The organism is Halomonas sp. AOP7-B1-5, assembly GCF_052353045.1.
GTDB classification, from domain to species: domain Bacteria; phylum Pseudomonadota; class Gammaproteobacteria; order Pseudomonadales; family Halomonadaceae; genus Vreelandella; species Vreelandella colorata.
Genome location: NZ_JBQTDC010000010.1, coordinates 16,729 through 40,285 on the forward strand (window position 1 = coordinate 16,729; position 23,557 = coordinate 40,285).

At 51.1% G+C, this 23,557-nt stretch carries 17 protein-coding genes and 1 pseudogene; 10 read left to right on the forward strand and 8 right to left on the reverse strand.

All coding sequences use genetic code 11. The features are described from left to right. Window positions 1-31 precede the first annotated feature (31 nt). The 6 genes and pseudogenes from ACT3XD_RS07255 to ACT3XD_RS07280 form a co-directional block, all read left to right on the forward strand. Window positions 32-1,966 (forward strand): site-specific DNA-methyltransferase, encoded by a 1,935-nt coding sequence (locus ACT3XD_RS07255; RefSeq protein WP_192537668.1) that lies wholly within the window; start codon window positions 32-34, stop codon window positions 1,964-1,966. 11 nt (window positions 1,967-1,977) lie between these two features. Beyond that, window positions 1,978-5,010: a type III restriction-modification system endonuclease gene (locus ACT3XD_RS07260; protein WP_192537667.1), complete on the forward strand. Its 3,033-nt coding sequence runs from the start codon at window positions 1,978-1,980 to the stop codon at window positions 5,008-5,010. A gap of 31 nt (window positions 5,011-5,041) precedes the next feature. Beyond that, window positions 5,042-6,220, forward strand: coding sequence for a dsDNA nuclease domain-containing protein (locus ACT3XD_RS07265; RefSeq protein WP_192537666.1), 1,179 nt, complete (start codon window positions 5,042-5,044; stop codon window positions 6,218-6,220). Continuing rightward, window positions 6,220-6,696, forward strand: a complete 477-nt coding sequence (locus ACT3XD_RS07270; protein ID WP_192537665.1) for a hypothetical protein — start codon at window positions 6,220-6,222, stop codon at window positions 6,694-6,696. The genes ACT3XD_RS07265 and ACT3XD_RS07270 overlap by 1 nt, the downstream gene beginning before the upstream one ends. Further along, window positions 6,696-8,453, forward strand: coding sequence for an AAA family ATPase (locus ACT3XD_RS07275; protein WP_192537664.1), 1,758 nt, complete (start codon window positions 6,696-6,698; stop codon window positions 8,451-8,453). Before ACT3XD_RS07270 ends, ACT3XD_RS07275 begins: the two co-directional genes overlap by 1 nt. 278 nt (window positions 8,454-8,731) lie before the next feature. Beyond that, window positions 8,732-9,151, forward strand: a pseudogene (locus ACT3XD_RS07280) (elongation factor P hydroxylase); the annotation flags it as partial. On the opposite strand, the gene ACT3XD_RS07285 reads toward ACT3XD_RS07280, so the two are convergent. Together ACT3XD_RS07285 and ACT3XD_RS07290 are read right to left on the reverse strand one after the other, a co-directional pair. Continuing rightward, the gene (locus ACT3XD_RS07285; protein WP_192537663.1) at window positions 9,148-9,627 is read right to left on the reverse strand and encodes a hypothetical protein; all 480 of its coding nucleotides are present in this window, start codon (window positions 9,625-9,627) and stop codon (window positions 9,148-9,150) included. The pseudogene ACT3XD_RS07280 and the gene ACT3XD_RS07285 overlap by 4 nt on opposite strands. A 13-nt stretch (window positions 9,628-9,640) precedes the next feature. Next, entirely contained in the window at window positions 9,641-10,465 is an 825-nt protein-coding gene (locus ACT3XD_RS07290) for a TatD family hydrolase (protein WP_412767943.1), read from the reverse strand. A 204-nt stretch (window positions 10,466-10,669) separates the two neighbouring features. Between ACT3XD_RS07290 and ACT3XD_RS07295 the strand changes: the two genes are divergently transcribed. Continuing rightward, complete coding sequence (locus ACT3XD_RS07295) at window positions 10,670-12,589, forward strand: ATP-binding cassette domain-containing protein (protein ID WP_192537661.1); 1,920 nt, start codon at window positions 10,670-10,672, stop codon at window positions 12,587-12,589. A 69-nt stretch (window positions 12,590-12,658) separates the two neighbouring features. On the opposite strand, the gene ACT3XD_RS07300 is transcribed toward ACT3XD_RS07295, so the two are convergent. Further along, complete coding sequence (locus tag ACT3XD_RS07300) at window positions 12,659-13,111, reverse strand: universal stress protein (protein ID WP_192537660.1); 453 nt, start codon at window positions 13,109-13,111, stop codon at window positions 12,659-12,661. 147 nt (window positions 13,112-13,258) lie between these two features. Between ACT3XD_RS07300 and ACT3XD_RS07305 the strand changes: the two genes are divergently transcribed. Beyond that, on the forward strand, window positions 13,259-13,804 hold the full coding sequence (locus ACT3XD_RS07305; protein WP_192537659.1) for a preprotein translocase subunit YajC: 546 nt from the start codon (window positions 13,259-13,261) through the stop codon (window positions 13,802-13,804). Here ACT3XD_RS07305 and slyA read toward each other — a convergent pair whose 3' ends face one another. Further along, window positions 13,805-14,293, reverse strand: coding sequence for a transcriptional regulator SlyA (slyA, locus tag ACT3XD_RS07310; RefSeq protein ID WP_192537658.1), 489 nt, complete (start codon window positions 14,291-14,293; stop codon window positions 13,805-13,807). A 73-nt stretch (window positions 14,294-14,366) separates the two neighbouring features. Continuing rightward, on the reverse strand, window positions 14,367-15,521 hold the full coding sequence (locus ACT3XD_RS07315) for a DUF5924 family protein (RefSeq protein WP_192537657.1): 1,155 nt from the start codon (window positions 15,519-15,521) through the stop codon (window positions 14,367-14,369). A 271-nt stretch (window positions 15,522-15,792) separates the two neighbouring features. Here ACT3XD_RS07315 and fadB point away from each other — a divergent pair, with 271 nt between their 5' ends. Both fadB and fadA read left to right on the forward strand, forming a co-directional pair. Further along, entirely contained in the window at window positions 15,793-17,970 is a 2,178-nt protein-coding gene (gene fadB, locus ACT3XD_RS07320; protein ID WP_192537656.1) for a fatty acid oxidation complex subunit alpha FadB, read from the forward strand. 24 nt (window positions 17,971-17,994) lie between these two features. Continuing rightward, window positions 17,995-19,173 carry an acetyl-CoA C-acyltransferase FadA gene (gene fadA, locus ACT3XD_RS07325; RefSeq protein WP_192537655.1) on the forward strand — a complete coding sequence of 393 codons (1,179 nt, stop codon included), beginning with the start codon at window positions 17,995-17,997 and terminating at the stop codon, window positions 19,171-19,173. 105 nt (window positions 19,174-19,278) lie between these two features. Here fadA and ACT3XD_RS07330 read toward each other — a convergent pair whose 3' ends face one another. From ACT3XD_RS07330 to ACT3XD_RS07340, 3 genes are all read right to left on the reverse strand, one after another. Then, window positions 19,279-19,749, reverse strand: coding sequence for a flavodoxin family protein (locus tag ACT3XD_RS07330; protein ID WP_192537654.1), 471 nt, complete (start codon window positions 19,747-19,749; stop codon window positions 19,279-19,281). A gap of 142 nt (window positions 19,750-19,891) precedes the next feature. Next, window positions 19,892-21,232 carry an HlyD family type I secretion periplasmic adaptor subunit gene (locus ACT3XD_RS07335; RefSeq protein WP_192537653.1) on the reverse strand — a complete coding sequence of 447 codons (1,341 nt, stop codon included), beginning with the start codon at window positions 21,230-21,232 and terminating at the stop codon, window positions 19,892-19,894. Further along, the gene (locus ACT3XD_RS07340; protein WP_192537652.1) at window positions 21,229-22,998 is read right to left on the reverse strand and encodes a type I secretion system permease/ATPase; all 1,770 of its coding nucleotides are present in this window, start codon (window positions 22,996-22,998) and stop codon (window positions 21,229-21,231) included. Before ACT3XD_RS07340 ends, ACT3XD_RS07335 begins: the two co-directional genes overlap by 4 nt. Between the last annotated feature and the right edge of the window lie 559 nt (window positions 22,999-23,557).

Here is a 23,557-nt window from a genome sequence, read left to right on the forward strand (position 1 = left end):
CGAATTTATACGATTTTGAAAAGGTAGCATGATGAAACAAGTGAAGTTTGAGGATGGACGAAGCCTGGACGTGATTTCAGAGAATATCGAAAAGCTGAAGGAGCTTTTCCCAGATGCGTTCACTGAAGGAGGAGTGAATTTCGATACTCTTCGTCAGTTGCTTGGGGATGCTTCAGTGCTTGATGAAGGCGAAGAAAAGTACGGCCTGAATTGGCATGGCAAGAAGAAAGCCAGGCAGATCGCTCTGGCTCCCTCTACCGGAACATTGCTGCCTTGCCCGGAAGAAAGCGTGGACTGGGACACGACACAGAACTTGTTTATCGAGGGCGATAACCTTGAGGTGCTGAAGCTTCTCCAGAAGAGCTATGCCAACCAGGTCAAGATGATCTATATCGATCCTCCCTATAACACTGGGAAAGAGTTTATTTATCCGGATCGCTTCCAGGAAAACTTGGACACTTATCTCAAATATACTGGACAGATTGATGATGAAGGTATGAAGTTTTCATCAAGTACTGAAAGTCATGGAAGATACCATAGCAATTGGCTTTCTATGATGTATCCGAGATTGAAGCTTGCTAAGTCATTCTTAAAAAGCGACGGAGTTATTTTTATATCTATAGATGATCATGAATCTGCAAACTTGCAGACTATTTGTGATGAGATATTTGGATTAGAAAACTTCTTGGGTAAAATCTCTGTAGTAAGCAATTTGAAAGGTCGGAGCGACGACAGATACTTTGCTACAGCACATAACTATCTCTTGGCGTATCAGAAAGGTGGCTTTATTACTAAAGGCGTTCCATTGCCTACTGAATATTTGAACGATTATAACGAAGTTGATGATCAAGGAAGAAAGTACAGGTTACAGGGGTTGAGAAAAAGGGGCTCTGGTGCCAAGCGTGAGGACCGTCCCAACATGTACTATCCTTTTTACGTGAATCCAGGTTCAGGCTCCATTTCTCTTGAGAAGTCTGAAACATTTTCGGAAGAGGTACTTCCAAAACTTTCTGATGGTACAGATGGTCGATGGAGATGGGGAAAAGATACTTCTGCAGAACGAATTAATGAATTGACTGGTCGGACAGTAGGAAAGGAAAAACGCTGGGATGTTTTTCAGATTGACTACGCAGAGTCTGAAGATGGTGAAAAGAGAATTAAGCCTAAGTCCATCTGGATGGGGCCGGAGTTTTCTAATGAGGCCGGCACTTTGGAGGTTAAAAACCTAATCGGCAAAAGTATATTTGATACTCCTAAGCCGGTAGGGCTCATAAAGTATATCCTGGAACAAACTGTTGATGAGTCTGATATTGTCCTAGATTTCTTTGCCGGGTCTGCTACTACCGCACATGCAGTTTTGGAGTTTAATAAAGAAACGAAAAGTCGAGTTCGTTATATATGTGTCCAGCTTCCTGAAAAATGTGAAGAAAAAACGGATGCTTATAAGTCTGGTTTTAGAAGTATTGCTGAGATCGCGTTAAAGAGAATTGTTAACTGCTCTAATGAGATGTCTGTAGAAGATTCTTTATTCGATAAAGGCGTAAAAGTATTTCGTCTATCCAATTCTAATATCTTGCTTTGGAACCCCGACACATTTGATATCGAGTCATCGCTGCTCTCTCACGAAAAACACTTAATCGAAGGACGTAGTGAGCAGGATATCCTTTACGAGCTGCTTCTTAAACGTGGTGTAGACCTTGCTGTTCCAATTGAAAGCCGCGAAGTTGATGGAAAGAACGTCTACTCAATCGGTTATGGGGTGCTTTTTGCTTTTCTGGATGAGTCAATAAGCCGTGAACAAGTGGAAGATATAGCGCAAGGAATTCTGGACTGGCATAAGGAGTTATCGCCTAGCTCCAAGACTCACGTCTTCTTCCGTGACAGCGCGTTCCGTGATGACGTTTCAAAAACCAACATGGCTGCCATTCTTGAACAGAACGGCATCAGCCATGTGCGCAGCTTGTAAGGAGCGTTTTTATGAAGCTGCATTTTGAAGACGATCTGGATTACCAGCAATCCGCCGTTGAGTCGGTAGTAGGTCTGTTCAAAGGACAGGAAATCTCACGGTCCGAGTTTACGGTCACTTATCGGCCTGAGACTGGCCCGCAGGCTTCACTGGGCTTTGATGAAAGTTCCCTGGGTATCGGTAACCGCCTAAAGCTGATTGATAATGAGATTCTGGAGAACCTGAAGGCTATCCAGTTCGCTAACGGCCTTCGTCCGTCGGAGAGCCTGGCAAGTGGCGATTTTACCGTCGAGATGGAGACAGGGACCGGTAAGACCTATGTCTATCTCCGTACGATCTTCGAGCTCAACAAGAATTACGGTTTTTCCAAGTTCGTGATTGTTGTGCCGTCTGTCGCGATCAAGGAAGGTGTTTATAAAACACTCCAGATCACGCAGGAGCATTTTGAAGGGCTCTACCCGAAAGCCAAGGGGTACGAGTACTTCCAATACAACTCATCGAAGCTGGGACAGGTACGCAACTTCGCCACCAGTTCGAACATCCAGATCATGGTCACCACCGTCGGGGCCATTAACAAGAAAGAGGTCAACAACCTCTATAAGGAAAACGAGAACACCGGTGGTGAAAAGCCGATTGATCTGGTACGTGCAACCAATCCCATCATCATCGTCGATGAACCCCAGAGTGTTGACGGGGGCCTAACAGGCAAGGGTAAAGAAGCCCTTACCGCCATGAACCCGCTCTGCACGTTGCGCTATTCAGCAACTCACGTTGATAAGCACCACATGACGTATCGTCTTGATGCCGTGGATGCCTATGAGCGCGGCTTGGTGAAGCAGATCGAGGTTGCCTCTCTGGAAATCGACGGAGGGCATAACAAGCCCTATGTCCGCTTGGTCTCTACACACAACCGGAAGGGATCGATTACGGCCAAGATCGAGATCGATGTCCAGCGTGGCAAGAATATCCGCCGTGAATTCCTGACTGTTGAAGACGGTGACGATCTGGAGCAGATCGCTAACCGGACGATCTATGAAAATATGCAGATCGGCACGATTACGTGCGGCAAAGACAATGAGTCTATCGAGGTCAAAGGTGACGGATTTGATGAAGTATTAAGGCCGGGTGATGCAATTGGCGGCGTTGATCCGGATGCGGTTAAGCGCATGATGATCCGCCGGACAATAAAGGAGCACCTGGACAAGGAACTGACCTTTGCGGCCAACAAGCAGCCGATCAAGGTCCTGAGCCTGTTCTTTATCGATAGTGTCGAACATTACCGGCAGTACGATGCAGACGGCAATCCGGTTAAAGCTAAGTACGCCAAAATGTTCGAGGAAGAGTACCGGAAGCTGGCTAAGTCACCCGACTACCAGAGCCTCTTTGCCGAGATCGACCTTGATACGGATGCGGCAGAGGTACATGAAGGCTATTTCTCCATCGATAAGAAAGGCAAGTCTGTCGATACTGCCGAAAACAATCAGCCCAACAGAGACAACGCCGAGCGTGCCTATAACCTGATCATGAAAGACAAGGAAAAGCTCCTGTCCTTTGATACCAAGCTGAAGTTCATCTTCTCACATTCAGCCTTGAAGGAAGGCTGGGACAACCCCAACGTCTTCCAGATATGCACCTTACGTGAAATGGGGAGCGAGCGGGAAAGGCGGCAAACGCTGGGACGTGGTTTGCGTCTGTGCGTCAATCAGGAGGGCTTGCGCCTTCGCGGTAACGACATCAATACATTGACCGTCATTGCCACGGAAAACTATGAACAGTTTGCCGAAAACCTCCAGAAAGAGATCGAGGAGGACACCGGCATCCGCTTCGGTATTGTCGAACAGCACCAGTTCGCGACGATCAAGACAGTTGATGACAAAGGCCAGGTTTCCAACCTTGGTATCAAGCAATCCGAGAAGATATGGAAGTTCCTGAAAGACGAGGGCTTCGTCGATGCCAAGGGCAAGGTCCAGGACACCTTGAGAACCTCCATCAAAGACGGTTCGTTTGCGCTACCTGACGAGATCAAGCAGGAGCTTGCCGATCAGCACGGCGATGAGCAGGCCGAGGCCATTGCTGTCGATGTGCAGGCCGTGCTGCGTAAGCTTGCCGGTAAGCTGGACATCAAAAATGCCGATGACCGCCGCGTTATCCGAACCCGCGAGGCTGTCCTTCAAAGTGAAGAGTTCAAGGCGCTCTGGGAGCGGATCAAGTATAAGACCACCTATCGTGTCGAGTTCGACAACGACAAGCTGATAGCCGATTGTGCCGAGGCCATTCGCGATTGCCCGCCGATCACCAAAACGCGGGCGCAATTCCGGAAAGCCGATATCGCCATAGGGAAGGGTGGCGTTAGAGCCGACGAGACTTCGGCATCCGGTTACACCACTATCCACGAGGATGACATCGAGCTGCCTGACATCATTACCGACTTGCAGGACAAGACCCAGCTCACGCGTAAGAGCATTGTCAAAATCCTTCGTGACAGCATGCGGCTGGAGGATTTCAAACGGAACCCGCAGCAATTTATCGATTACTGTTCGGAGTCCATCAACCGGACCAAGCGCTTGGCTCTGGTGGACGGGATCAAGTACCGGAAGATCGGGGAAGAGCACTTCTACGCCCAAGAGCTATTCCAGCAGGAAGAGCTGAAAGGCTACCTGAAGAACACGCTGGAAACGCAGAAGTCTGTCTACACCCATGTTGTCTATGACTCTGCCGGTATCGAGAAGACATTTGCCGAGGACCTGGAGAAGAGCGAGAAGGTCAAGGTTTACGCCAAGCTGCCGTCGTGGTTCAAGGTGCCGACACCGCTCGGAACCTACAACCCAGACTGGGCCGTTGTTGTAGATGATGAGGGCCAGGAAAAACTATACTTCGTTGTCGAGACCAAGGGCAGCACATGGTGGGGTGACTTGCGTCACGCTGAAGGCGCAAAGATCAAATGCGGCGAGAAGCATTTCGAGGAGATCGCCTCGGACATTGAAGCACCGGCCAGGTATATCAAGGCTACTGATGTCGATGGCATGATGGGTTATACATCCTGACCGGGTGGCGGATTGCTTATGGAAAATAGATATGGCCGATAGTGATAATCAGAGTCCGCGAATTCACGAAGTAGCGCCCAGAGAGAACGTGGGTAGAGATACTATTGCTAGGTATCAGGCCCAGTTCAGGGGCGCTGCATTTGAGTGCCTATCGCTGCTTGAAGATGAAGAACTTGATCGTGTCTATTGCGACTATCAGGATGACTTTGTGTCGCGTCTTAACCTGAATGGCAACCACATCTATAACTTCTACCAGGTAAAGACCAAAAAGAAGCTTAACGATCAGTGGTCTGTTAATGATATTCTCGGGATGAGAAAATCAGCACGAAAGGCCGACCCGTCTAAAATTGCATCCAGCTATCTCGGAAAGCTCCTTGTCCACACGATTAAATTTAACAACTCTTGTGGGCGAGTGGTGTTTCTTACGAATATCCATTTCGATGATGATGTCGAGAATCTGCGAGAAGCAATCGATAACGGAAGTGAAAATAATCACTATAAGCTGCTGCTCGAAAATTTTAATGAGTCTCTGTGTCCTGATAGTCCTATCAATGATGAAATCGTCATCGAGCGTGTAAAGAAACTTCAGCTTAAGTCGAATACCCCTTATCTTAACCCTGAAGATAATACGTTTTTTGCCTTGGCGCGGGACACTATTTACAAGTATAGCGAGATTGATCTTCAGCATTCGGAGTGTGAGGGGATAATCAACAATCTCGTTTCTCTTGTTGAAAGAAAGTCGTTTGGGAAATTGATTGAGGACCTTGATGAATCCGAACTGGATGAAGCTGCTGGGATAGGGCTTCTGGAGATGTTGGATATACTCAGCATCTCGAAGGAAGCATATCGGCACCTGAAAGCCAGTGGCGACCTCCGTGCTATTAAGAACGCATCAATTATTCATAGAATAATGAGTAAAGCCGGTGCAAGCGAACGAATGATTGAATATGTATCGGATTGTAAGGTTCGTTGGGATATCTGGTTCAGGGACAAACGGCATACAATTCCTGAGTTCGATCTGAATTTTATATTGGATGAGATTGAGTCCAATGCATTCGGTTGGACTAATTCTAAAGAATCAATCAAAGAATTAAAGGGAAGAATTCGTGGTGTTTTTAGCAGCCTTGAAGGCGAGGGGTTGGCTACAACACTGAATGAAGATTTATTGCTCGGTGCAGTTTTCTCGACCTTGGTGAGAGGGAGCGCCTGATGAATTTTGATGAGTTTTTCACTGAAGCCGAACGGAGCAACATACACCTCTCTTTTGAAGATGTCGGTATCGCAGGACAACATCGTCTTAGCAATGAGGCTCTCTTTCATTTGCCTTTATTGGCAATGACGATTCTCTTGTTATCAAAGTCTCGGAGAAAACCAAAGTCCGAAGAGATAGGACAGCTGGTCGGAGAGTGTTTCGAGAGAACGTTTTCCGGGTTTAAAGGGTCATCCCAGCATTTGGGGTGGTCAGCGAATTTGAGAATGCGAACTGTCAAAGCTCTTACCTTCTTGGAGTTGGCTAACCTTGTGGAAGTGGATCGCGAAGATTCTAGGATCAAAATTAAAGAGCTGGGTAAGAAAATTATTTCCAAGGCGGTTGATTCTGACTCAGATTTGGGGTTTACGCTTAAGTTAATGGAAAGAAATTATCTTGATTTGCAAATAGAAAAACAAATCTCAATGGAACTGTGATGAGACTTTTAGATTTAAAGATAATGTCATCCGGTCAAAACGGCTGGGAATCGGAGCTTCTTGAGTTTGGCGATGATATTACCCAGCTATACGGTCCGAACGGGAGCGGAAAAACACCCGTTATTCATTCCATAGCTTATGCTCTAGGTTATCCGGTCAGGTATCGTGACGATATAATCGCGAAATGTGGCTCTGTTATATTGAGAGTGGAGCACGAGGATAAAATCCTGACTTTTGAGAGAGAGCTTTCGAAGAGTTTTTATCTCAAATGTAAGTCCACCGGTCAAGATAAAGCTCATGTGTTTTATAATGAGCGAGATGCCTCTGACTTTTTTCTCAGAGAACTTGGTATATCTACTGTTGCACTGACATCAAACCAGAACGAGCCTTCATATCCGTATGTGTCCTCGTTTTTACCTCTATTCTATATTGACCAGGACACAGGCTATACCAGCGCATATAAAGCACCATCGAGTTTTATAAAAGATCAGTATTCGGAGATGGTACGGCTTGCGCTGGGAGTTCCTGCTAAGCATTCTTTCGAAAACAAACGATTTCTGATAGAAAGGAAGAATGAGCTCGACGCTGTAAACGTTGAAGTCGTTAATAAAGAAAAATTCATTCAGCGATTGGAAGAACAAAGAGGGGCGGCTCAGTCGACCAGTACAGAAATCAATATAGAACTGAAAAGCTTAACCGCTCAACTTGATAATTTACGCGACAGCTATGACGCTACCAGTGATGCTGGATATATACTAAAGCGAATGGTGCGTGAGAAGCAGAACGAAAAACTGAAGCTGGATTCAAATATTCGCGATTTGGAAAGCAGAGTTTTCGGATTCAAGAAAATTCAGAGTGAAATTGAGATCGAAATCAATACACTTTCCCTGAACGAAGAATCCAGGCGTATGTTCACCTCATTTGAGGATGTCTGTTCTGCACAAGGGTGTGGACTTTTTCTCGGTAGTTCGGAGTCTTACGGTAAAAACCTTTTGTATCTACGGGACCAGATCAAGGACCTTGATAGAAATACAAGTTTCCAGGAAATTAGGCTCGAAGAATATAGAGAGGCTTTTAGGAAGCTTGAAGCAGAGGTAGAGTCGATTAGGGGAAGTCTTCAGAAACAAAAGAATGAACCTGAAACAACTTCGTTAATAGCTGCCATAAGCGCGATAACCCAGTCCATTATTGATTTTCAGGGTAGGAAGGATCTTATTGAGCGAATTGAATCAGAAAAGCGGGACTATGTTGGTTTGCTGAATATACGTAGCGCTCTTCAGAACGATATAGCTTCACTTCAGCCCGGAACCGGGTCTGGTGACTTGAGGGTTCTCGAGTTCAGGACCTCTTATCGGAAAAAGGTTGTTGAATGGCTGGATGTTCTTAGTACCAAAAATGTTTCAAGAGATATTACCATTGATGCTGATTTTGGCGTTTTGTTTGGAACGGAAAAACTTTCCCAGTTTAGTGGCAGTACTTTGTTGAGGGTTGTCCTGGCTCTAAGAGCAGCGTTTTTTGAGCTTTTCATTTCAAGCGAACGAAATTCGGTAGAGTTCCTTATTCTGGACACGCCTCGCCAGCATGATATTGAAACTAAGGATTTTGCCGCTTTCATCTCGAAATTGAAGAGTATATGTAAAGGGAAAAGAGCTCAGGTTATATTCTCTACAACGGAATACCATTATGAATCCGCTAAAAATGACAAGGAATGGCTGCCCACATTTGATGGTTTCGAGCAACCAATGTTTTTAGGGTAGCTAGATATAGGATATATATTCGATTTAGCCAAATACAGTCTTCGCCCGACTGCATGACTAGTTTGCTTCCTCAGACGCATAGTTTCGTAAGGTGCACACCTGTTGTGAGTTGGCCCAGATTCTCGTGATCGAGCTTCCTAGACTTTAGTGGGCGGGCTAGATACATGAAAATGTACAAAAGAAATTTTTTTTCGCCGTTTTGTACATTTTTGATGATATTTTCTGGTTTACAAGATTTTATTTTTAATGCTTATTAATCAAATGGTTATTGATGTACATATATGGTTATGAGGTTGCTAGAAATGAGCCACTGGTGTATTGCCGGTGCCAAGCGCCGTCAGCTGGAAGACTATGGCTACTGGTATTTGCCTGATGGGCGCAATGCCCAGGAGCAGAGTGCTTTTGAGCAAGCCGAAATAGCCCCTCAGGCGTTGGAATCACTGTTTGCCGACGCGTGTGGGCGTACCTTTCATGTCAGCGTGGACAATTTGGGGGGCAATGTTGAAGTGGATCGTGCCGCATTTGCCGAGAAGGTAAACGCCCGAAAACAGCGCTATCTACAGGAAGGCCTGCCCACGCGCGCCAACGCCCTTTACGTGACGTTGACGTCGTTTTATCAGCGCGAAGAGCCGCTAGCTGCTGCGATTGCCCAAGGCCGGTCGGTCTTAGATCACGCGCCTGTGGCTGTTAATGCTTAATCCGTATCGGTCAAGCGCTGGTGCAAGGAGAGCATGACTTCAAGCTCATGCTCTGGGCGCATGGGCTCCAGGCCCAACTCGCTGAAGGTCTCGCGTCGCTGGCGGTGCCATTCGCCCGGCTCAAGTGAGGGATAGAGGACCGGGGCAGGGGCTAGCTCGACAAATGGGTCCAGCCCGTAAGTATCAAACAGCCGTGCAAGTGCGGCTTCTTCATCGCCGTTATCGCTTGTGTAAAGCGTCGCCGAAAAGTGGTCGTTCTCGAGCTCGCGAATCACTTCAAGCGGGCTAACGCCTAGGCTCTCTAGTTCTTCAATGCTATAGGAACCCATGGCATTGGTGTCTTCCTTGATCCAGCTGTCGTCTGGTTGAATCAAGGTTTCTTTAACGCGCCCGTCGGGTAGTGACCAAGCAATGGCAAGGGGGAGACCATCGTCTTCGCCCGTTTCAATGGCAATAAATCCTGGGTAATCGGCCACGCTCGTACTCCTTTCAATATTCTGTGGGCAGGCGGAAAAAACGCTGTGCAGTTCTTGTCGTAGCGCTGCCTAGTTCAGCTTCGCTTATGCCGCGCCACTCGGCAATTTCTTTTACGATCCACGGTAGAAGCGCTGGCTCATGGCGGCGTCCCTTTAGCTTAGCGGGCAGGTTGCGGGGCAGCAGGTAAGGGCAGTCGGTTTCCACCATCAAGCGCTCCAGAGGAATATCATTAACCAGCGGGCGCAAATGATGGCCGCGACGCTCGTCGCAGATCCAGCCGGTCAGGCCAATATGCATATCCAGGTCAAGATAGCCGTGCAGCGTATCGCGGTCAGCGGTAAAGCAATGCACGACAGCGTCGCTGATATCATCACGCCAAGCGGTGAGTATCTCGCGCATTCGCACGCCTGCATCACGCTCGTGTAAAAAAAGCGGCAGGCCACTTTCCACGGCCAGGGCCAACTGCGCTTCAAACGCATGCTCCTGCTCAGCTGGCGTGGAAAAGTTGCGATTAAAATCCAGCCCGCACTCGCCCACGGCAACGACTTGGGGTAACGCATGTAGCGCCTTCATCTTGTGCGCCATTTCTGTATTCCAGCCGCTGGCATCATGGGGGTGAACGCCCGCCGTAGCGTAAAGGCCCGGGTATTGCTTCGCCAGCATCACTGCCTGCTCGGCATGCACCAGATCCGTACCGGTCACAATCAGCGTTTTGACCTGCGCCGCCTGAGCGCGCGCAATGACATCGGCAAGGTCACGATCAAAGCTCTCGTGCGTCAAATTAGCGCCGATATCCACCAGCGGGGAAGGAGAACGAAACTGAAGCGCTTCGGGCATAAAACTATCGACAGTCGATGAAGCCAAGCGTCACTCCTTTGTCGAGAAAGTAAAAACGTCGAAAAAGCCAAACGCCATTGTAACGCTAAGCGCAAGTATCGACTAATAGCGCTACTGACGTTAATGCATTTGACTCTATAAGGACCACGCGCGTAATGAGTGCATGCGTTACACTGTGCGCCTCACGACGAAGGAGGATACTGCGTGACCTTGTTACGACTTGAACAGCTGCAACTTGCCTACGGCACCCAAGTACTATTGAACCGCGCCGATCTTACGGTAGAAAAAGGCGAGCGGCTGGCGCTGGTCGGGCGCAACGGCACCGGTAAATCTACGCTTTTAAAGTTGGTCGCTGGTGATATTCAGGCGGACGACGGTTCGGTCTGGCGGGCGCCGGGCCTGAAAATAGGCGTACTGGCTCAGGAGCTGCCTGAGTCTTCGGGCATGACCATTTTCGATATGGTGGCCCAGGGGTTGCCGGAAGCAGGCGAGCTGCTCTCTGAGTACGACCATCTGATCAATGATCCCGACCCTGACATGGATCGCATGGCGACGCTGCAAACGCGCCTGGAAGCCATCGATGGCTGGTCGTTTCATCAACGTATCGACACGGTGCTTACCCGCCTGGGCCTGCCGCCCGCTGCTGAAATGAGTTCGCTCTCCGGTGGCTGGCGTCGGCGCGTGGCGCTGGCTCGTGCATTGGTTTCTGAGCCGGATCTGTTGCTGCTCGATGAGCCGACCAACCACCTGGATCTGGACACGATTGCCTGGCTTGAAGAGCAGCTCTTGGCGTTTAACGGCGCGGTGCTGCTGATTACCCACGACCGGGCATTTCTCTCCAAGCTGGCGACCAATATTCTGGAGCTGGATCGCGGTCAGTTGGGGCGCTACCCCGGTAAGTACGAAGAGTACCAGGCCCGTAAGCAGCATGAGCTTGAGGTGGAAGCGCGGGAGAACGCTGAATTTGATAAAAAGCTGGCGCAGGAAGAGGCCTGGATACGTCAAGGCGTCAAGGCGCGGCGTACCCGCAATGAGGGCCGCGTTCGCGCACTTGAAGCTATGCGCAACGAGCGCAGCCAGCGCCGCGAGCGTCAGGGCACGGCCAACTTGACGGTGGATCGCGGCGAGCGCACCGGCAAGCGGGTTGTTGAGCTTAAAGGCGTTACCCAGCGGTTTGGCGATGATGTGATCCTGAGCAACGTCAACCTTGAAGTAATGCGGGGCGATCGTATTGGCTTTCTGGGACGCAACGGGGCGGGCAAGACAACGCTGCTCAAAATTCTGCTTGGCGAACTTGAGCCAACCGAAGGTAGCGCACAGCTGGGTACCAACCTTAAAGTGGCCTATTTCGACCAGCTGCGTGCCGGGCTTGAACTGGAAAAAACCGTTTATGATAACGTGGCCCAGGGCAGTGACCGGGTAAGCGTTGGCGGTAAAGACCGCCATGTGATGAGCTACCTGCAGGACTTCCTATTTACCCCTGAGCGTGTGCGTCAGCCGGTCAAAGCGCTCTCGGGCGGTGAATCCAATCGCCTGCTGTTGGCCAAGCTGTTTACCCAGCCGGCCAATGTGTTAGTACTCGATGAGCCGACCAACGACCTGGATATGGAAACCCTGGAGCTGCTTGAAGAGCTGCTGCTTGATTTTGACGGCACGCTGCTGCTGGTGTCTCACGACCGAACCTTCATGGACAACGTCGTGACCAGCATGCTGGCCTTTGAAGGCGAAGGTAAGGTGCGGGAATACGTCGGCGGCTATACCGACTGGATTCGTCAGGGGGGAACGCTTCCCCCTGCACCCTGGGAGGGGGCGGCCCGTCAGAAAACGGAACCTACCTCATCGGCGCCAGCTAAAAAAGTTGAGGCGCCTGCGGCCGTACCGGCCAAGAAGACGGTTAAGCTGTCTTATAAGCTGCAGCGTGAGCTGGATGCGCTGCCCGCAGAGATTGAGTGTTTAGAAAGTGAGGTTGAAACCCTGGAACAGGAGATTGGTGATCCGGCTTTTTATCAACAGGATGCCAGTACGGTAACCGCAAGACTTCAAGCGCTTGAGGCTGTTCAGCAATCGCTGGAAACCGCAATGGAGCGCTGGATGGAACTTGAGGCAATGGTTGCGGGTGATTAAAAAAGAAGGCGCCGCAAGGCGCCTTCTTTTATGTTCCTGGTGAGACGTTTTTCGGCGTTAGCTCACGCCTTACTCGACGCTTTTTTCACCTTTGTTGCCAACCCGTACGGCAAGCACGTCGCATTGGGCGCCGTGTAACACTCCGGTCGAAGTAGACCCCAGCAGTAAGGCAAAGCCATGCCTGCCATGGGAACCTACCACGATTAAGTCGACATCATGGTCAGCGGCAAAACGGTGAATTTCAGTATCCGGCATGCCTACCACAACGTGCTGGTCGGCGGGTGCTATATGCGGGGTAGCAATTTCAGCCAGGCGCGTTTTGGCATGTTCATCCAACTGGTCTTGTATGCTGGTAAGATCCATCGGAATATCGCCACCATAGGCAAAACCGAGGGGCTCTAGGGTATGCATGATGGAAATTTTGGCGCCGTTATTGCGTTCAGCAATCACCACAGCACGTTCCAGAACTTTGTGAGAGTCCTTGGTTAAATCGACGGCAACCAGAATATGGTGGTAGCTCATGACACTTCTCCTCAGCAGTGAGTAACAAAGAAATCGCTTTGTTTAATAATTATTACTTTAGGTGGCGTACCTTGTCTTCACAACGACCTGCGTCATGGTTTTTTTAAGTAGCTAAGTTAGTGTGGCTTAAGTGAGGTTAAAGTAGCAATGGAATGGTTAATAATTATCTTTGTTTTGATCTTCGTCTCAGCGCCGGTCATGTGGCTAAAGCCTAGTCCGCGCCAAAAACGCCAAGGGGTATTGCGCAACTGTGCCGCTGAGTATGGCATTAGCGTTAAGCTTGAAAAACCACCGCTGCATCATTTTAAAGGCCTGATGCCAGCCTACCGGTGGTATTACCCGCAAGCAGCCCCAGGCCCTGATTTTTTACTGGTGCGTGACAGTAATGCAAGCAGTGCGCTGGAGCGTTACTGTGCCGGCTGGCGTTGGCGCATCGCACCGCTGCGACCCTTGCCGCAAGCGGCAGAGCAAATCTTGAAGGAGCTGCTTGAGCGTTTGCCTCAGGATGCACTGGTCGTGGAGTCTAGCTCAACCGGGTTGGCGCTATGGTGGTGGGAATCACAGACGGCGGAGCGTTTGAGGGTCTACGCAGCTGCATTCGATCAACTGCGTAGTGAGCTTGGAGGGTTAGCGGACGATCCGATCCAAAAAGGGTTTGATACACCCAATCGTGATGCCTCCCCCGTTCCTTGATTAAGCGGGTGTTGAGGAGGCCGTTGAAGAAGTCTGCGTCTCAGGCGGTGTTTCCTGGTCGCGGGCTTGGATGGCAAGCCCGTTAGACTCAATGACGGTCAGCCACTTATCCAACTGCTCAATATTTTCATCACTCAAGCCTGCTAGCATCTCAGTGCGTGCTTCTTTGGCAACGCTATCAATCTGCTCAAGAAGCGGCATGGCATCTGGGGTAAGGAAAATGCGCTTGCTGCGGCGGTCGCTGTCACAGGCGCGTCGCTCAACCAAGCCCTGTTCCTCAAGCTGGCCAAGCGTACGCACTAGCGAAGGCGCTTCTACGCCAATCACACGAGCCAGGTCACACTGTGGATGGCCTTCACCCAAACGCCAGATATGATATAGCGTGACCCAGCGCGTTTGGGTTAGCCCCAGCGGGGCCAGCCTGCGATCTAAAATCGAACGCCACAAATGCGGCAGGCGTGCAAGACGAAAACCAATCGATGAAGCCATGGGCAACTCGCTACTAAAAAGTGAGAGGATGAATTGTCATAAGCAATGGCTCTGATTGCAAGCATAGGTCAAATTAGTCATCCATTGATACCTCGGAATTATCCCGTCCGCCGGGCACAAACCGGCGTAGATTAAGCCCGCTTAAACCGCTAGGGCGAATAGTACTATCCGCTATGGAGGCTTTCTGCGGGTCTTCCGATACCGTAAAGCGGATAAGCCCTAAGCGCTGGCCGCTATCGGTCATGATATCCACTCGCCAGTCACCGGTGGGGTCTTCCGGGAAATTAAGCTTATGACTCCACGCTCGATAGCCTTGCTCGCGGCCACCATTAATATCCAGCGTGACGATATCCAAGGGTTCACCATTGTGCCGCCAGGCATGGTAGATCGTTTCGCTCAAGCCGCGCGGGGCGCGAATCGCGGTATAGACATACAGGCCGTTTTCACGAATAGCCTGTGGAGTAAGCGCGATCGAGCCCTGAGGCGTGCGCTGTTGAATATTGAGCGCAGGAGAAAGCGCGCTACCGGTCATCCAGAGGCTTGCGGGCGGCACCCAGATGCGACCTAGCCAGGCAGCATAAGCAAGCACTAACGTTAATCCTAAAAAAGCACACCAGCGCTTTAACGAGTGGCGTTTAAGTAAATGCCAAAAGCTGGGCAGCGCAACCAGCACCATCAGTGACATCGCCAGCAATAGGCTTTGGCCAGTGGTGAGGTGCAACATGATCGGTAGCGTCACCAGCACCACTAAAAAGACGCAAAGCGCATGAAAAACAAAATACAGGCTGCGCCACCGGCCAGCGACTTTGTAATACAGTGGGTCAATAATCGAGAGCAGCGCCATTACCACCACAAATAAAGCAAACAGGGTTTGTCCGCTGTTCCATACCGTGGTAATTAAAATAAACGGCAGCGTAAAAAACAGCGTTTCCTGGTGAATCATCTGGGCAATAAAGGTGGTGGCGCCCCTGGGCAAGGTAGGGTGCCCGCGCCGTGCTAACCAACGGCCAATCAAGCTTTCGGAAAGTAACAGCACCCAGGTAAACAGCAGGCCAAGCGCCAAGGCCGCGCCTAGCCACTGCTGGCGGTCAACCAGAAAAAAACTACCCAGCCCCGCGGCGAACGCCATCGGTGGCCAAAGCCAGCTCCAGGGTTTTAGCCGCTCGATCAAACGCTCAACAAATTGTTGAATAGCTTTGACACGCGAAGGTGTTAGCAGTGCGCCCATAAATGTATAACTCTAAAATAAAACGACTATGATCCTTGGGTTTTCGACAAAAGTCGACGCTCGGTATGCAATAGCCTGAAAGTGTCCTCAATAGCGAACGATAAACGCTTAAGAAGGGTCGCAATAAGGCGGGGATTAGCCAAAAGTCAGGGCTTGACGTTGGTCGATTACTCAACCAAGCTAATGCTATCAAACGACCGTATGAAATGTTCGGCGAACCTGCTGAGAACTTGCTGACAGGGCGCCAGTTCAACTTGTGGAGAGAGCACGGATGATCTATCAAGGCAACGCCATCACGGTGGAGCGTCGTGACACCCTGGGTGGCCATCATATCGCACGGCTCATTTTTGATTTAAAAGATGAGTCTGTAAACAAGCTTTCCAGCGCTGTTGTTACCGAACTGGGAGAGGCCGTTAGCGCTCTTCAGGCGGAAAACGACTTGCAGGGCCTGATGATTGGTAGCGGCAAAGACGCGTTCATCGTCGGGGCGGATATCACCGAGTTTCACAGCCTGTTTACCAAGGGTGAAGCGTACCTTGAGGAGATGAATCTCAAGGTACACGATATTTTTAATGCGATTGAAGATCTTCCTTTCCCAACCGTTGCTGCCATCAATGGCCTTGCCCTCGGCGGCGGTTGCGAAGTGTTGCTCACTACCGATTTTCGCGTAATGAGCGAAAAAGCCAAGATTGGCCTGCCCGAAACCAAACTGGGCATTCTCCCGGGGTGGGGCGGATGTGTGCGCTTACCGCGGTTGATCGGCGCTGACAATGCGGTTGAGTGGATTGCCGGTGGTACTGAGAATCGCGCCGATGCGGCTTTGAAAGTAGGCGCTGTGGACGCAGTGGTTAGCGCCGAACAGCTAGACGAGGCGGCGCTGGATATTCTCGACCGCGCCAATAACGGTGAGCTTGATTATCAGGCGCGCCGCGCAGAGAAAAAAGGCCCGCTTAAGCTCAACGCCATTGAGCAGATGATGGCGTTTGAAACCGCCAAAGGGTATGTCGCCGGCAAAGCCGGTCCACATTATCCCGCGCCGATCGAGGCTATCAAGGTTATTCAAAAAGGGGCTGGTGAAGAGCGCGAGCGCGCCCAGGCTATCGAAGCAAAAGCTTTTGCCAAGCTGGCCATGAGCAGCGTGGCATTTAATCTGGTCGGTCTGTTCATGAACGATCAGGTGGTGAAAAAGAAAGCCGGCAAGTATGAAAAACAGGCCCAGCCGGTTAAGCAAACGGCGGTACTGGGGGCGGGTATCATGGGTGGCGGTATCGCCTACCAAAGCGCTTCCAAAGGTACCCCCATCCTGATGAAAGACATCAAGGATGAGGCCATTGAGCTGGGCTTGAAAGAAGCTCGCAAGCTTTTTGGCAAACAAGTCGAGCGTAAAAAGCTCACCAATGAGCAAATGGCCGAAAAGCTGACCAACATCCGCCCCACGCTTTCCTACGGCGATTTCGGTAATGTCGATTTGGTCGTCGAAGCTGTGGTGGAAAATCCCAAGGTTAAAGACGCGGTGTTGACCGAAGTCGAAGGCATGGTGAGCGAAAATACTATCCTTGCATCCAATACCTCGACGATTTCGATCAACCGCTTGGCCCAGAACCTTAAGCGTCCGGAAAACTTCTGCGGCATGCACTTTTTCAACCCCGTGCACCGTATGCCGTTAGTCGAAGTTATTCGCGGTGAGAAAACCTCTGACGTTGCAGTTGCTGCTACGGTTGCCTACGCCCGCGCGATGGGTAAAACGCCGATTGTGGTTAACGACTGCCCAGGCTTCCTAGTTAACCGCGTGCTGTTCCCCTATTTTGGCGGTTTCAGCTTCCTGTTAGAGCAGGGCGCCGACTTTCAGCGTGTTGATAAAGTCATGGAAAAATTTGGCTGGCCAATGGGTCCTGCTTACCTGCTGGATGTGGTGGGTATGGACACGGCGGTTCACGCCAATGAAGTGATGGCAGAAGGCTTCCCGGACCGTATGGCGCGTGAAGGCAAAACTGCGATTCAGGTGATGTATGAAAACGAGCGCCTGGGCCAGAAAAATGCCAAGGGCTTCTACGCCTACGAAGAGGATAAAAAGGGCAAGCCCAAGAAAGTGACTGACGAACAGGCTTACGCGCTAATCAAAGAGGTCGTTAAAGAGCAGAAAGAGTTCTCCGACGAGGACATCATAGCGCGCATGATGGTACCGCTCTGCATGGAAACGGCGCGTTGTCTTGAAGACGGCATCGTTGATACGCCTGCCGAAGCGGATATGGCGTTGATTTACGGTATTGGGTTCCCTCCCTTCCGCGGTGGTGCGCTGCGTTACATTGATGCCATGGGCGTTGCTGAATTCGTCAAGCTGGCTGAAGGATTGGCTGAAGAACTCGGCCCGCTTTACGCGCCGACGGACAAGCTACGTCAGATGGCGCAAAACAACGAGCAGTTTTACGCCGCCCCCGGTCAGGCCTAAGTCACCGCGCACAGGAGAAATAAGATGAGTTTGAATCCCAGAGATATCGTGGTGGTCGACGGTGTACGTACCGCCATGGCAAAAGCCAAGTATGGCGCGTTTCGTAACGTTCGTGCGGAAAACCTGTCCGCTGCGGTCATGCAGGCATTGTTTACGCGTAACCCCAACCTGGATCCTTCGGAAGTGGATGATGTGATTTGGGGCTGCGTTAACCAGACCCTTGAGCAGGCCATGAATATCGCCCGTAATGCGGCGATCATGACCGGCATCCCACGCTCGGTACCGGCGCAGACGGTTAACCGCCTGTGCGGTTCTTCGATGACCGCGCTGCATATTGCGGCGGCGAATATCAAAGCGGGTATGGGTGATTTTTATATCATCGGCGGCGTTGAGCATATGGAGCACGTGCCCATGGCTCACGGTGTCGATGTGAACCCGGCGATCAGCAAATACGCTGCCAAAGCCTCCATGATGATGGGTCTGACCGCTGAGCTACTGGGTAAGATGCACGGCATTACCCGGGAGGATCAGGACAAGTTTGGCGTGCGTTCGCACCAGCGTGCTCAGGCGGCAATGGAAAAAGGCTACTTCGATAACGAAATTATTGGTGTTGAAGGCCACGATCAGCGCGGTTTTAAAGTGCTGTTCAAGAATGACGAAGTGATCCGCTCCGATGCAAGCCTTGAATCCATGGCCCAGCTTAAGCCGGTGTTTGATCCGCGTAGCGGTACCGTGTCGGCGGGTACGTCGTCAGCGCTTTCAGTGGGTGCTTCGGCCATGGCTATCATGAGCTACGAGCGCGCCCAGGCGTTGGGTCTGGAGCCTATCGCTAAAGTGCTCTCCACCGGTGTGGCAGGTTGTGATGCATCAATTATGGGCTATGGCCCGGTGCCGGCCTCTAAAAAGGCGTTGAAGGCCGCTGGCCTTTCGTCGGACGATATCCAGACTGTCGAGCTTAACGAAGCTTTTGCAGCGCAAAGTCTGCCGGTCTTAAAAGATCTGGGCTTCCTGGATGCTATGGATGAAAAGGTCAACCTGCATGGCGGCGCGATCGCACTGGGTCACCCGCTGGGCTGCTCAGGTTCACGTATCAGCACCACGCTATTGAACGTCATGCAGCAGCGCGATACCACGCTTGGCTTAGCGACCATGTGTATCGGCATGGGGCAGGGTGTGGCAACCGTATTTGAACGTTTGAAGTAAGCGAGCGCTTGAAGTAAATAAGCGGCTCGAATAGACAGACGGCGCCCCTGGGCGCCGTTTTTGCGAATAAGTCAATCAGGAATAAGGCACTCAGGAATAAGGCGCTCAGATAATACCTGCTTCCAGGCTGGCCGCCATTGCCAGTCCTAGCTCCTCGCATTGGTCAATGAATCCTGCTTGAAAGTCTCCCCGGCAAATAAACGGGTCTTGCACCAGTCTCCAGCGCAATCCTTTGGTAATGCTTTCAATGGCCCGCTGGGTGCCGGTGCCATCATGACCAGCCCGAACGTAAAACGCGAACGGCAAGCCCTCGGTTTTATCCAGGCACGGGTAGTAGCATCGATCAAACACATCTTTCATCAAACCCGCCATATAGCCTAGGTTTTCAGTTGTTCCTAGAATAATGGCGCTAGCGGCATTGATGTCGTCGGGCTGTGTTTCAAGCGGGGTAAGAGAGCGTACTTGTACGTTTTCTACGTCGGGATTGGTTGCGCCATTAATCACGGCCTCCAACATCTTCTGGGTATTCTCAGAGGGCGCGTGGGCAATGATCAGCAGTTTCTTGCTTTCAGCCATAGTGGTCTCTACGCAGCGGATAATATGACAGACCGTATCGCAAACGGTAGAGAACAGCCACTGCCGGAAAAGCCAGCCAGTTTGTAAGAAAGCGCGAGGCGGCAGTGGGCTTTTCGATATGCCGCCTCGGCTGGGTTATCGCTTAATCTTCACGAATAGCGCGGGCCAGCATGTCGGTCAGGGGTTTTGCAATGTAGCTGGAAAAGCTTCTTTCCCCCGTCCGCAGCATCACTTCAGCAGGCATACCGGCGAGTAGCTTCATGGACTCGGTCATATTTTCTTCACCCGCACTGGTCACACGCAAGCGGACCTTGTAATAACGTGCCCGGGTAGCTTCGTCCTCGAAGCTGTTGGCGCTTACGTGGATGACTTCGCCGTCGATGACATTGGATAAACGCTGGTTGAAAGCGCTGAAGCGAATTTCCGCCGGCTGACCTATGTAGAGGTGATCGACATCATGGTCAGCCACTTTGGCCTCAATAATGAAGCCGACATTAGTCGGCACAATATCCAGGAGCGGGTCGCCAGAGCGGATAACGCCTCCCAGCGTATGCACCATTAGGCCTACCACCGTGCCGGAAACCGGCGCCAGTACCTGGGTACGGTTTACCTTATCCAGAAGCGCACTCAGACGCTCTTCAGCATCGGCGACTTCGCTTTGAGTCTGACGCAGTGCCTCGCCGACTTGCTGCTGAAACTCCTGCCGGCGGACCTGCCTTTGCAGCGCGTTCTCGCTGATTTGAGAATGCAGGCGGGCGACTTCAGATGCATGTTGAGCGTTAAAACTCTGGTACTCCAGGCTCTCACGTTCCAATTCGCGCATTCTCTGGCTGCTGATCATGCCTCTTTGAAACAGTTGGCGATGGCTGGCGGCGTCACCTTCGAGCGAGCTGATGCGCCGCTGGTTGATGTTCTGAGTATTGGTCAAGCCTTCTATCTGCTCGTTCATCTGCACGATCTGCTCGTCTAGCGAGGCCAGGGTGCTAGATAAAGATTCGCGGCGGGAGTCAAATAAACGGCGCTGGACATCCATTACTTCTTGAACCCGCGGGTTGTCGGATGCGGTCAGCTCCTCAGGAAAGTTGAGCGTCTCAGCATCGCTTAGCTCAGCCAGAAGGCGCACTTCGGTCGCCCGGCTAATCAGATAGTTAGAACGGGTGACCTGCAGCTGAGAGCGCGCCTGGGTATCGTCAAGCACCATCAATACATCGCCTGCCTCTACGTGGTCGCCGTCCTCAACCAGGATGCGCTCGATGATGCCGCCTTCCAGATGCTGCACCGTCTTGGTAAAGCTCTCGACCGAGACAGAGCCTGGCGCAACCACCGAGACGGCCAGGTTGGCGAATACCGACCAACTGCCAAAACCGCCAACGGCAATAATGAGTATGGCGATACCCAGCCGTCGGTAGCGCCTATCTTCCAGAGGTAACTCATCGTTAGCCGCTTGCGGCATGCTGAAACCTGGGGGATTTTGTATATTCATGACTGGGTGTCCTCGCTGCTATTACGGCCGCGCGCACTGGGTTTCAGGGCGGCCACGCGCTGGGGCTGCACGGGGCGATTTCCATCGGCGGTCATCTTGGTGACGGGCGCCATTCGGGTAGGTGGTTTGAGCGAAGAGATCTGGCCTTCTCTAAGTACCAGTACCTTATCGACGTTATGTAGCAGGCGTGAGCGGTGGGTAATGATCAGTGCCGTGGTGCCCTCCTGGCGTAGGCGGATCAAACAGTTGGCAAGTGATTGTTCGCCCGCTTCGTCCAGGTTGGCATCCGGTTCATCCAGTACTATCAGCACTGGCTGGCCATAGAGCGCCCGTGCCAGGCCGATGCGCTGGCGCTGGCCTGCCGAAAGGGCGTTTCCGCCATGGGATAACCATGTGTCGTACCCGTTGGGTTGCTCCAGAATCATTTCGTGAACACCCGCCCGCTGTGCCGCGAGCACTACCGCCTGGGCATCTACTTCATCGAAGCGGGCAATATTCTCAGAGATGGTGCCGTCGAACAGCTCGATATCTTGGGGCAGATAACCGATGTGAGCGCCTAACGCTGCGCGGTTCCACTGGGTGATATCGGCGCCATCAAGGCGCACACACCCAAACTGGCTTGGCCAGATGCCAAGTACCACGCGGGCCAGCGTTGTCTTGCCTGATGCGCTGGGGCCAACGACGGCCAGATGCTCTCCTTTGGCAAGCACCAGATTGATATCGCGTAGCGTCGCTAGCTTCTGCCCGGGAGGCGCCGCGGTCACGCCCTCTAGCACGAGGCGCCCTTTGGGCTTGGGAAGCGGCATCCGCGGCTCTTCAGCTGGAATGGTATGAAGCAGCTCTTCAAGGCGGGCGCGTGCGGTGCGGGCACCGGAGTAGCCCTTCCAGCCATTGATCATCTGATCAATAGGCGCCAGCGCGCGTCCCATCAGGATAGACCCGGCAATCATCATGCCGGGGGTTAAGTCGCCGGCCAGTACCAGATAAGCGCCCAGGCCTAGAATCAACGACTGGAACATCAGCCTGAGCACTTTAGAAGTGTTAGTTATCAAACCGGCCCGGTCGCTGGCTTTTGATTGTAGAACCAGATACTCGCGGTGCCGCGCGCTCCAACGGCCCATGATGCCGGGCAGCATACCCATGGCGTGAAGCACTTCAGCGTTTCTAAGGTTGCTGTTAGCTAAATCCTGGGCGAGCACATGCTGGCTGTTGGCATCGTTTAACAGCGATTTGGTAATCATCTCGTTGATAACGGCCAATATCGCCAGAATAATTCCGGCTCCGAGGGCGAAGAGCCCGAACCATGGATGAAACATCGCCAGAACGGCGATATAGATAGGCACCCAGGGCGCGTCGAAAAAGGCAAACAGGCCGTTGCCGGAAAGAAATTGGCGCAGCGTTGTAAGATCATTTAGCGGCTGAGCCGAAGGCTTACCGGGCATCATCAGAGTGCGTTTGAACATCGCGGAATAAAGCCGCTGACTAATCAGTACATCAAGCCGGTTGCCAACCCGTACTAGGATTCGAGAGCGCATTAATTCCAATCCACCCATGACCACGAACAGGAACACCACGACCAGAGTCAGCATTAGCAGCGTTTCCTGGCTCCGCGTGGTAATAACCCGATCGTAGACCTGTAGCATATAGAGCGGTGGAACCAGCATCAGTAAGTTAATAAACAAACTGAACAGCCCAACGTAGATAAAGCTGCGCCTGCAGGTATTCAGCACCTTCTTAAGATCTGAGTCGTTATCAAATTTCGACATGGCCTAGCTCCAGGGCATTGTTGTAATTGCTCTTGCGGCCCCGTTTCACGACACGGCAACGTTAATCTTGCGAGTCTATGAGCAGGATTGGCATGAGACGCTAATCGCCTGTTGGCTAACTTTACTAAGAGATTTTTGTGTTTCAGGTTTTAAATAATTTTATTATTGAGTTATTAATCAGCGTATCAGGTTTGTTTTGAAACCAAGTGACCATTTTTTTAGTTTTATTTGTTTTGAATACTAATGGTTTGTTTTTTTATCGTGCAATATTTTTTACGAAGTAATAAAGCTATTTTGGTAATTAAAATCGCTTATTTTTTATCTGGTGCTTCATCTGTACGGAGTTAGGTTTAATTATTTATTTTTTTTAATGCATTGATTTTAAATTACTTAAAAAAATGACTCTGCTTATTTTTTAGTAACATTTTGGTAAATAAGTATGTCAAATACCCCAACTTGTCACTCTAGAAAGCCCGGTTAGACTCTCGAATAGCCAGTTCTCTCCTCAGCACGGTTAATGCTAAACGTGCGCTTTACACTCATAAGCCTGCTGAGAAAA

Coding starts and splice junctions, on each gene's coding strand:
- ACT3XD_RS07255 (WP_192537668.1), top strand. CDS start 32: ATGAAACAAGTGAAGTTTGAGGATGGACGAAGCCTGGACGTGATTTCA.
- ACT3XD_RS07260 (WP_192537667.1), top strand. CDS start 1,978: ATGAAGCTGCATTTTGAAGACGATCTGGATTACCAGCAATCCGCCGTT.
- ACT3XD_RS07265 (WP_192537666.1), top strand. CDS start 5,042: ATGGCCGATAGTGATAATCAGAGTCCGCGAATTCACGAAGTAGCGCCC.
- ACT3XD_RS07270 (WP_192537665.1), top strand. CDS start 6,220: ATGAATTTTGATGAGTTTTTCACTGAAGCCGAACGGAGCAACATACAC.
- ACT3XD_RS07275 (WP_192537664.1), top strand. CDS start 6,696: ATGAGACTTTTAGATTTAAAGATAATGTCATCCGGTCAAAACGGCTGG.
- ACT3XD_RS07290 (WP_412767943.1), bottom strand. CDS start 10,465: ATGCCCGAAGCGCTTCAGTTTCGTTCTCCTTCCCCGCTGGTGGATATC.
- ACT3XD_RS07300 (WP_192537660.1), bottom strand. CDS start 13,111: ATGAGCTACCACCATATTCTGGTTGCCGTCGATTTAACCAAGGACTCT.
- ACT3XD_RS07305 (WP_192537659.1), top strand. CDS start 13,259: ATGGAATGGTTAATAATTATCTTTGTTTTGATCTTCGTCTCAGCGCCG.
- slyA (WP_192537658.1), bottom strand. CDS start 14,293: ATGGCTTCATCGATTGGTTTTCGTCTTGCACGCCTGCCGCATTTGTGG.
- ACT3XD_RS07315 (WP_192537657.1), bottom strand. CDS start 15,521: ATGGGCGCACTGCTAACACCTTCGCGTGTCAAAGCTATTCAACAATTT.
- fadB (WP_192537656.1), top strand. CDS start 15,793: ATGATCTATCAAGGCAACGCCATCACGGTGGAGCGTCGTGACACCCTG.
- fadA (WP_192537655.1), top strand. CDS start 17,995: ATGAGTTTGAATCCCAGAGATATCGTGGTGGTCGACGGTGTACGTACC.
- ACT3XD_RS07330 (WP_192537654.1), bottom strand. CDS start 19,749: ATGGCTGAAAGCAAGAAACTGCTGATCATTGCCCACGCGCCCTCTGAG.
- ACT3XD_RS07335 (WP_192537653.1), bottom strand. CDS start 21,232: ATGAATATACAAAATCCCCCAGGTTTCAGCATGCCGCAAGCGGCTAAC.
- ACT3XD_RS07340 (WP_192537652.1), bottom strand. CDS start 22,998: ATGTCGAAATTTGATAACGACTCAGATCTTAAGAAGGTGCTGAATACC.